Source organism: Synechococcus sp. Cruz CV12-2-Slac-r (assembly GCF_024346075.1).
Lineage (GTDB): Bacteria > Cyanobacteriota > Cyanobacteriia > PCC-6307 > Cyanobiaceae > Synechococcus_D.
Window position 1 is genome coordinate 1 of record NZ_JAGQEK010000071.1, and the last position, 9,030, is coordinate 9,030.

The following is a 9,030-nucleotide window of genomic DNA, read 5'->3' on the forward strand; positions in this document are numbered from 1 at the left end:
ATATGTATTCGATGCCCTCCTATGCCTTCATCGCAAAGGACTACACAACTCAGGCAGCGCTTTATACCCATCACCAATACATCGCCATCTTCTTGATGTGTGGTGCCTTTGCCCACGGTGCGATCTTCTTCATTCGTGACTACGACCCCGAAGCCAATAAGAACAACGTTCTGGCTCGGATGTTGGAGCACAAAGAGGCGATCATTAGCCACCTCAGCTGGGTATCTCTCTTCCTCGGTTTTCATACCCTTGGTCTCTATGTTCACAACGACGTAGTAGTTGCCTTCGGTACGCCTGAGAAGCAGATCTTGGTGGAGCCAGTGTTTGCGCAATTCGTGCAGGCCGCTTCAGGTAAAGCGATGTATGGAATGGATGTGCTGCTCTCTAATGCAGGCAGTGCCGCCAGTCATGCCAATGCTGCCTATATGGGCGGTTGGATGGATGCAATTAATTCACCTAATACCGATGTGTTCTTACAGATCGGCCCTGGTGATTTCTTAGTGCACCACGCCATCGCGCTTGGGCTGCACACCACCACCCTCATCCTTGTGAAGGGTGCCCTTGATGCCAGGGGTTCCAAACTGATGCCTGATAAAAAAGACTTCGGTTATTCATTCCCTTGCGATGGCCCTGGCCGTGGTGGCACCTGCGATATTTCTGCTTGGGATTCCTTCTACTTAGCAGTGTTCTGGGCTTTGAATACCGTGGGCTGGGTAACTTTCTATTGGCACTGGAAGCATCTTGCAATTTGGCAAGGCAATGTGGCTCAGTTCAATGAATCAAGTACCTATTTGATGGGCTGGTTCCGCGATTATCTGTGGCTTAATAGCTCACAGTTGATTAATGGTTACAACCCTTCCGGTAGCAACAACTTGGCTGTTTGGGCATGGATGTTCCTGTTTGGTCACCTTGTGTGGGCTACTGGATTTATGTTCCTCATCTCCTGGCGTGGTTATTGGCAAGAGCTGATTGAAACCATCGTTTGGGCCCATCAACGCACACCACTCGCCAACTTGGTGGGCTGGCGCGATAAGCCTGTTGCACTATCAATCGTTCAAGCTCGTGTAGTTGGTTTAGCCCACTTCACCATTGGTTATATCCTTACCTACGCTGCCTTCTTGATCGCATCAACAGCTAGTAAATTTGGCTAGCTAGCTTTTAGTTTCATTAAAAAGCCTCCGCTTCGGCGGAGGTTTTTTTGTGGGATTAAATACTACTATGTATTTATATTTTGTGATTCTTATATATTTAATTTAAGATATTTACACATTCCATTGAAACTGATCTGCTTTACTTGCTAAATTTTGGAGCTTCTTTACCTATCCTTAGCTGCTAACGTTTTGCCCCTCAGCTCCCATTCTTTTACAATTTCGTAGATCACTGGTAATACAAATAAACTTAATGCAGTTGAAACTAGTAAGCCGCTAAAAACCACAGTGCCAATGCTCACCCTGCTGGCGGCTCCAGCCCCTCGTGCCACCACAAGGGGTAAGAATCCAGCCAGGGAAGCGACTGCTGTTAAAAGTATTGGCCGCAGCCTTAATGCAGCAGCTTCTCGAATTGCTGCACTTACAGATTTACCTTCCTGCAAGCGTTGGTTTGCAAATTCAACAATCAAAATTCCATTTTTTGCAGCCAGGCTTATTAATACCAAAACTCCCACCTGGCCGTAAACATCAAGAAATAGTCCTCTTCCCGCTAGCCCTATCACCACACCAAGTAAGCCCAATGGCACCGTAATCAGGATCACTAAAGGATCAATTGCACTTTCATATAACGCTGCTAATAACAAATAAACTACCGCTAAACCAAGAGCAAATAAACCCCAGGTGCTACCGCTTGCCTTTTGTTCTTCTCGGGTGAGCCCTGTGAAATTCAATTGGGTGATTGGGCTATTACGTTGGATTTGTACCTGTTGCACCAGTTCAATTGCTTGGCCGCTGCTGATACCTGGTTTTGGTAATGCTTGGATTGAAATTGCACGGCTTTGCTCGCTGCGATTGATGCTGGTGGGTCCGTAGGCCTGCTCAAGCCGCACCAGGCTTGAAATTGGGATTAAATCCCCTTTTCTGTTTCTTACCAATAACCGCAAAACATCTTCTGGTTTACTGCGATCTTTACCATCTAATTGAATCAAGATGCGCCGCACCCTGCCGTCTTCAAAGGTGTCGTTTACATAGCTGCTACCAAAGCTTTCGCCAAGCACTCCCACCAGTTCTTGAAGGCTTACGCCAACAGCCGCCATTCTTTGCCGGTCGGGCACCACCTGCAGCGCTGGTGAATCTGGATTGAAACGGGTGCTAACGCGCTCAAACTTACCTGTGGCTTCCGCTCTACGAATAAAATCTTGTGCTTCTTCGCCGAAGGCACCAAGGCTTAAGCCGCCGCCGCTTACATCTAACAATTCCAATTCCAATCCCCCTTCTGAGCCAAATCCACGCACTGGTGGCGGTTGGCTTAAGTTCACCCTGCCAGCACCTTTAAGTGCTTTTCGCAGCGGTAAGTTTAATTTTTCTATTACTGCAGCAGTGCTTTTATCGTTTCCATAACCTCTTTTATCCAACGGTTGTAGTCGCAGGAAAAATACACCTTTATTTGCGGCACTATCACCAAAAGACCTGCCGGCATAAAAATTACCCACCCTAACTAGCGGTTCTTTTTCTACCACTTTGCGGATTTGCTCCATCGCCTTTTCAGTGCGTGCAAGCGATGCACCTTCAGGTAACACCAGCACCCCACGAATTTGGCCATCATCTTCTTGGGGTATAAAGCCGGTGGGTAGGCTTTTTATGCCAATGCCAGTTGCAAGCAGGCCAGCTAATAAGCCGATAATTACTAAGCGTCTCTTTTTAAATGTATATTCCAGCGCTTTTTGATATGGATTTCGTAGTTCTAATAGCCAATTCTCACTGCGTTGAAGAAATTTATGAATAATTGCCAATGGTTTAGGTGCACTGCCAAAATTTTGAGAAAGTAATATTGTTGAAGCTACGGGTGTAAAGGTAAGGGCATTAATCATTGAAATTAGAATTGAACTACCAATCACAACAGCGATCGGTTGATATAATTTACCCACTGATCCAGGCATTAATAATACAGGCAGAAATACCACAACAAGTACTAAGGAAGTGGCAATCACAGCACCGCTTAATTCCTGCATTGCATTTCCGGCTGCCTGGCGTGGGGTTTCGCCAAGTTCAATGCGGCGCCCGATATCTTCGCTAACAACAATTGCATCATCTACCACCACCCCTGATGCCAGCACAAGGCCAAATAGGGTAAGAGTGTTTATTGAGCCATCCATTGTTCGCAGTAGAATAAAGCTACCAAGTAAAGACACTGGCACCGCAATAGCAGTTATTACAGCCAAGCGCCAATTGCCTAACCCCAATAGCAAAACAATAAATACCAATATCACCGCATCTCTTAGGGCATCAACGGCGTGGTTGATATTTTCGCGTACATTATCTGCCACATCAACGATGGTTTGAATCTCTAATCCCGGCGGTAGATCTGGTGTAACCTGCTCTAATAGCAATTCCACAGCATCACTTAGCTCCAGGGCGTTGCTGCCATCCCGTTGAAAAATAGACAAAGCTACGGTGGATTGGCCCCTAAGATTGCGAGCACTGCTGTTGTAGTTTTCATCGCCGAGGCTAACTCTACCTAAATCTTTTAAACGCACGCTGTTGCCATCGCCCAAAGGCGCAACTATTAGGTTTTCAATTTCTTCTTGGCTACGTAACCTTCCCTCCATGCGTAGAGGCAGGTTGTATTGCTGATCAGCAGGGCTTGGGGCATCGCCCACCTGCCCAAGTGCTGCAAGTACATTTTCTCTTTGTAATGCAACACTCACATCATTAATTGTGAGCCGGAAGCGATTTAATTGATCTGGATTTAGCCAGAGCCGATAGGCTAAATTCCCACTTCCAGTGAGGCTTACATCACCAATTCCTGGCAACCGGAGTAATGGATCGCGAAGATAACGATCAACCCAGCTGCTGATAAATTGTTGGCTATAAAGTTTGCTTTTATCACTGAAACTCAGCACCATCAAAAGATCAGTGCTTGTTCTTCTTACTTGTAAACCTTGGCGTATTACCGATTGTGGTAATTGACGGGTAACGAGATTTGCCTCGTTTTGCACATTAATTTGATTTAATTCAGAGCTACGGCGATCTTCACCGATTGCGTCACTGAAAGTTAGTTCAACACTTGCACCATTTGCGGTGCTGGATGAACGGATTGAATCAAGTCTTTCAAGGCTATTTAATTGTCGCTCTAGCAGGGTGGTAACCCCTTGCTCCACCACTTCAGCCCCCGCTCCGGGGTAGGTGGCCCGCACCGTTACCTTGCTTGGGGCAATCGGTGGCAGGTTTTCCACCTGCATGCCAAAAAGGCTCACCACCCCGGCTAGAACGATCAAGACGCTGAGCACCAGGGTGAGCAGCGGCCGCTTCAAAAACGGATCAGAAACAGACATCAGCAGGAATCCCTGCGCTAGTTATCTGATCTTGTCAGCGGAAGGGGGGCTTTGGGTTAGCCCACGCTCCAAACACCACCTGCGATGTTCACTAATGGTGAAACCAAAGCAGTGCCAGCAAGGAACCAGGCAAAGGCAGCTCCACCGCAACCACCTAACCAAAAGCCACTGGCAAATTCGGCCCAACCAGCTTTGGTAAACAGGTCGGCGGGAGGGTTGTCGATGGTGGCATCAGGGGGCTGCACATTTGGACCCCTTCCGGCGGTGCCATAAATCGAGAGACACACCGTGAGGATTGAAACCAGGCCAACGGCAGCTAGTAAGCCAGCTGTAGCGGCGTAATCGGTGTTGCGCAAAGGGCCGCAAACACTGAAGGGTCCGTAGAGGAAGAAGCCATGGGCCATGCCAACTTCCAAGCCCCTGCGGTTAGGCGAAAGGGATGGGCGATAGGCGGGTAAGGCGTTCAGAAAAGCCTTAGTGAACCAGCTGCTGTTAACAGGCGTGGCCAGATTGCCGACGCAGGGGTCGGCGACAGGGGTGACAGTCATCTCAGTCTCGAGCCTCAATCACATTAAAAAGCAAAGCCATAACCACTGCAGGCAAACCGATTCCTACCAGTGGTATGAACACCGAGGGCATCCAGGCTGCGGCAAATTCTCCCGTCATTGGTTGAAAACACCTGTGAGAACATCAAGAGCCAAGGCTCTAGCTAACGGACTGTACGAACCTCAATCGCCCAGGTTCATTGGCCGGGCTTAGGCGTCATAAAAATTCAAGCTGCACTGCCCCTCAAGGTGGCGCGGACGCGGTAAATGGGGCGTCCTTGGCTTTCGTGATAAGTGCGCATCATCAACTCTCCAAGGAGCCCAAAACAAAAAAGCTGAACCCCCGCCAAAAGCAACAACACGCAAAGGGTGAGCAGAGGCCGGTTTGCGATGTTGTTGCCCAGTAATTTTTCGGCAACTAGCACTAAACCCATCAAGCTGCCCGCCACGATTGCCAACAGCCCCCAAAACCCAAATACATGCATGGGTCTGGTGAGGAAACGTTTCATGAACCACACCGTGAGTAAATCCATCAACACACGAAAAGTTCGATCGATGCCGTATTTACTTTTGCCGTAGCGGCGAGGTTGATGATTCACTTTTAGTTCTGTGATTCGCGCCCCCTCAATTGAGGCCAAAGCCGGCAGAAAGCGATGCAATTCACCGTAGAGATTCATATCTGCAAGCACTTCACGGCGATAGGCCTTTAAGGAACAGCCGTAATCGTGGAGCCGCACATCAGTAACTGATGCGATTAAACGGTTGGCCAGTTTTGAAGGAAGTAAACGGCTTAAGGCGGCATCTTGACGTTGATGACGCCAGCCGCTCACCAGATCAAAGCCTTCCCGCAACTTGTGCAACATCAAGGGGATGTCGGCTGGATCATTTTGTAAATCACCATCCAAAGTAACGATCTCATCCCCATTGCTTGCATCAAATCCAGCGGCCATTGCAGCTGTTTGGCCGTAGTTGCGCCGCAGCAACACAGCCACTAATTCAGGTGTGGTTTCGCTTAATTGGGTAAGCACCTTTGCCGTTCCATCGCTGGAGCCGTCGTCTACCAATACAAGTTCAAAAATTTCGCCCAAATGCCGCATGGTGCCGAGCACTTGAGCCACCAGCAGCGGCAGGCTCTCCTCCTCGTTAAACAGAGGTATCACCACGGAAATGGTCACGGCTGGGGAAGCGTTAGGGAAGGTAGCTGCCATCGTGGCAGCGCTGCACTCTGCCAGCACCACGTATCTCTGCCCTGTAATGGCTGGCAACAGGGTGTTTATCGCTAGCCCATAACGCATCGATGCCGATGCCATTACGGCCATGGCTTATCCCGGAGCTATGCAAATATCTGCCGTTTCCTAGATGTAGCCCCACATGGCTGCAACGTTGGGGTTTACCAAAAAAGATCAGATCTCCGGGGGCCAGCAAACTAAAGCAGCCGGAATTAACAGCTACGGCATTACAGAAGCGCTCCTGTTGATAGGCGTCCCTTGGAATCCAAACACCGAGATCGGCAAATAAGCGTTGAACTAAGCCCGAACAATCAAAATTGGGGCCGAGGCTGCCTCCCCATAGATAGGTATTTGGAATTGCCATGGCAGCAATTGCGTTTGCTAGCAACTTTGGTAAGAGGGCATCGATAGCAGGGGCGTTGAGCTGCCGCGGACGCCCCACCTCACAACTCACCTCAGCGCCAACTAGTTGTTGCGGTTCGATCCAGCCGCGGTAGCCATCTTCTTTTAATTGCACCAAGCGCCGCCGCCCTTCTACTGGCGTTGCCAAAATTTTCAAACAGCGGCCAGGCCAGGCTTGCGTAGCAAGGCCCATGCCCCTTGCATTGCTGTAAAGATCAAGTGGTTTAGTTAGTTGCCAGCAGCTAAGGGGTTGCAGGCTTGGATTTTGCAGGCTGACTAGGGTTTCCATAGCAATGTGCCTTTGCAATGGCGTTCTACAGCCAGGATCCACAGCTGGAGGAGCAATTAAGCACAGCGCTTGCTGAAATAACGCAGCTGGCGCCGGAAGAATTACGCAACATCAGCGCTACCTGGGTGGTTTACAACAATTCGCCAATTGATATTGCCTCTTCACTTAACAACGAAGATTTTTGGCAATTACCCATAAAAGGGGCGAGTTATCAGGGGCAGCAGTTGCGATATCCCGCCAGTGTGGTGAAACTTTTTTATGGCGCTGCGATTGAAAGCTGGTTAGGTCGTGATTTATTGCTTGAAGGGCCAGAGTTGCGCCGTGCCTTCAGGGCGATGTTGCAAGATTCAAGTAACGATGCCACTTCATTTGTGGTGGATTTATTAACGGGTACGAACAGTGGAGCTGAGTTGCCTGAGGATCCACTGAATAGTTGGGCGCGCCAACGCTTGTTGGTTAATCAATGGTTTGCAAAATTGGGCTGGGCGGAATGGGATGGCTGTAACGCCTGCCAAAAAACTTGGACTGATGGCCCCTACGGCCGCGAACAGCAGTTTTATGGCCCTAATAAAGAAAATCGCAACCGTTTGAACACCGATATCACCGCTCGCTTGCTCCATGCCGTGATTGCTGGTGCCTGGCAATCACCACTGGCAGGGGCCCGGCTTCGTGGTGCGATAGCTCGCAGTTTGGATATTGCTGATCGCAAGGCTGATCTGGAAAACCAGGTGGATGGTTTTTTGGGGGCAGGGCTACCAGAGGGAAGTTTTTTATGGAGTAAAGCTGGCTGGATGAGTACGGCGCGCCATGACGCCGCCTATTGCGAGGTGCCGGATTGCCCGCCTTTTTTGTTGGTAGTTTTTAGTGAAGGCAGCCAATGGGCCGCCGATGAACAATTCTTGCCTGACCTAGCAGCCAAGCTTTGGAAAGTATTGCGCTGATCGCTTTTTGTTATAGTTAGCTTAATTATTGTTATATGATGGCTATCATCCCCCGTTGGCGTTTTATGAGTGATGATGCAAAGGCAATCACAAAACGCACCGCTATTTCTGCAGTTGTAGTTGTTTTGGCATTGTTGATTTTTAGGGGACTTTTGCCTTGGATCTTTGGTGGGCTTGTTGCTTGGTGGGTATGGAAGGCAATTAATAAATAGGATTTATAAATTTTCTACAGATTAATACCAATAATATGGGTTGTTGTAATTGAATCAATATTGTAAACCGCCACCTTAACTGCTGCAAATCCAGTAATTTTTTTATATTTTTCTTTAAAGTTCGAAATCAACGTTGCCACATCGCCCTGTTCGTTGCAATAAAAAAATTCATCACCTCCGGAACCTCCAATGCAAACGATGGAGTGATTAACATTCGGTTCTAAAGGCGCATATTCCCTAGTTAATCTTGATGCCATGATTTTAATTTTACAAAATTAATTTAGTTGTAATTATGCAGTCTGTTGATCTTTTGCCCAGATGCGCTCGAGGGTTTTTCTAAAAGCTTCAACCCCTTGGGGTTTAACAAGCACGTGGCGGCGAAACAAGCTGGTAATACGCCAAAATTTGATCCCAACGGCAAAAGCGAAAACCGCCCAGGGCAGCAGCATCCAAAGAGGATTATTCATATAAGTGCCTGCACTACAGAACAAATCTAAGTGATTTACAAAAACAAAAGGGTTCAAGCGGTCTGAGAACCGCTTGAACCCTTTTGAAACGGAGAGGGAGGGATTCGAACCCTCGACAAGAGTTGCCCCCTGTAACTCCTTAGCAGGGAGCCGCTTTCAACCGCTCAGCCACCTCTCCAGTGGTTTGGAAAGTTTATCAGTGCTCCTGGCAAGGAGGCAGCCGCGGTAGGCGGTGATTAAAACTGCAAAGAATTTCCCAGGGGATTGTGCCGCAGGTTTCACTCCACACCTCAGGGCCGATCTGATCATTTCCGGATTGGCCCAGCAGGGTTACCACATGCCCTTCCTCTAAAGACGGTAAATCCGTAGCATCCACCACCAGTTGATCCATTGTTATGGCACCCACCTGGGGCAAGCGCACACCTTGGGCCATCACTTCCATGCGGCCCGACAGCAAACGGG

10 protein-coding genes, 1 tRNA gene and 1 pseudogene are annotated in these 9,030 nt (G+C 48.7%); 3 read left to right on the forward strand and 9 right to left on the reverse strand.

Going from position 1 to position 9,030, the window contains the following annotated elements:
* Positions 1-1,151, forward strand: a pseudogene (psaB, locus tag KB557_RS06895) (photosystem I chlorophyll a apoprotein A2); the annotation flags it as partial.
* A 164-nt stretch (positions 1,152-1,315) separates the two neighbouring features.
* Here the strand turns inward: psaB and KB557_RS06900 are convergent.
* The 5 genes from KB557_RS06900 to KB557_RS06920 form a co-directional block, all read right to left on the reverse strand.
* Positions 1,316-4,483, reverse strand: a complete 3,168-nt coding sequence (locus KB557_RS06900; protein ID WP_255132633.1) for an efflux RND transporter permease subunit — start codon at positions 4,481-4,483, stop codon at positions 1,316-1,318.
* A gap of 56 nt (positions 4,484-4,539) precedes the next feature.
* Positions 4,540-5,031 (reverse strand): photosystem I reaction center subunit XI, encoded by a 492-nt coding sequence (locus KB557_RS06905; protein ID WP_255132635.1) that lies wholly within the window; start codon positions 5,029-5,031, stop codon positions 4,540-4,542.
* 1 nt (position 5,032) lies between these two features.
* Positions 5,033-5,149, reverse strand: coding sequence for a photosystem I reaction center subunit VIII (locus KB557_RS06910; RefSeq protein ID WP_106498649.1), 117 nt, complete (start codon positions 5,147-5,149; stop codon positions 5,033-5,035).
* 106 nt (positions 5,150-5,255) lie between these two features.
* Positions 5,256-6,236: a glycosyltransferase family 2 protein gene (locus KB557_RS06915; protein WP_255132637.1), complete on the reverse strand. Its 981-nt coding sequence runs from the start codon at positions 6,234-6,236 to the stop codon at positions 5,256-5,258.
* A complete protein-coding gene (locus tag KB557_RS06920) occupies positions 6,217-6,948 on the reverse strand; it encodes a C40 family peptidase (RefSeq protein ID WP_255132639.1) in 732 nt (243 codons plus the stop codon). The genes KB557_RS06915 and KB557_RS06920 overlap by 20 nt, the downstream gene beginning before the upstream one ends.
* 17 nt (positions 6,949-6,965) lie before the next feature.
* Between KB557_RS06920 and KB557_RS06925 the strand changes: the two genes are divergently transcribed.
* The gene (locus KB557_RS06925) at positions 6,966-7,889 is read left to right on the forward strand and encodes a serine hydrolase (protein WP_255132641.1); all 924 of its coding nucleotides are present in this window, start codon (positions 6,966-6,968) and stop codon (positions 7,887-7,889) included.
* Between the two features lie 35 nt (positions 7,890-7,924).
* Positions 7,925-8,101, forward strand: coding sequence for a hypothetical protein (locus KB557_RS06930; protein WP_255132643.1), 177 nt, complete (start codon positions 7,925-7,927; stop codon positions 8,099-8,101).
* A gap of 14 nt (positions 8,102-8,115) precedes the next feature.
* On the opposite strand, the gene KB557_RS06935 is transcribed toward KB557_RS06930, so the two are convergent.
* The 4 genes from KB557_RS06935 to KB557_RS06950 all read right to left on the reverse strand — a co-directional run.
* Positions 8,116-8,358 (reverse strand): hypothetical protein, encoded by a 243-nt coding sequence (locus KB557_RS06935; RefSeq protein WP_255132645.1) that lies wholly within the window; start codon positions 8,356-8,358, stop codon positions 8,116-8,118.
* Positions 8,359-8,391: 33 nt separating this feature from the next.
* Complete coding sequence (locus tag KB557_RS06940; RefSeq protein WP_255132647.1) at positions 8,392-8,568, reverse strand: hypothetical protein; 177 nt, start codon at positions 8,566-8,568, stop codon at positions 8,392-8,394.
* Between the two features lie 89 nt (positions 8,569-8,657).
* A tRNA-Ser gene (locus tag KB557_RS06945) sits at positions 8,658-8,746 on the reverse strand.
* Between the two features lie 18 nt (positions 8,747-8,764).
* Positions 8,765-9,030, reverse strand: a 266-nt coding sequence (locus KB557_RS06950) for an alanine racemase C-terminal domain-containing protein (RefSeq protein WP_315856207.1), incomplete at its 5' end; no start/stop codon positions are given.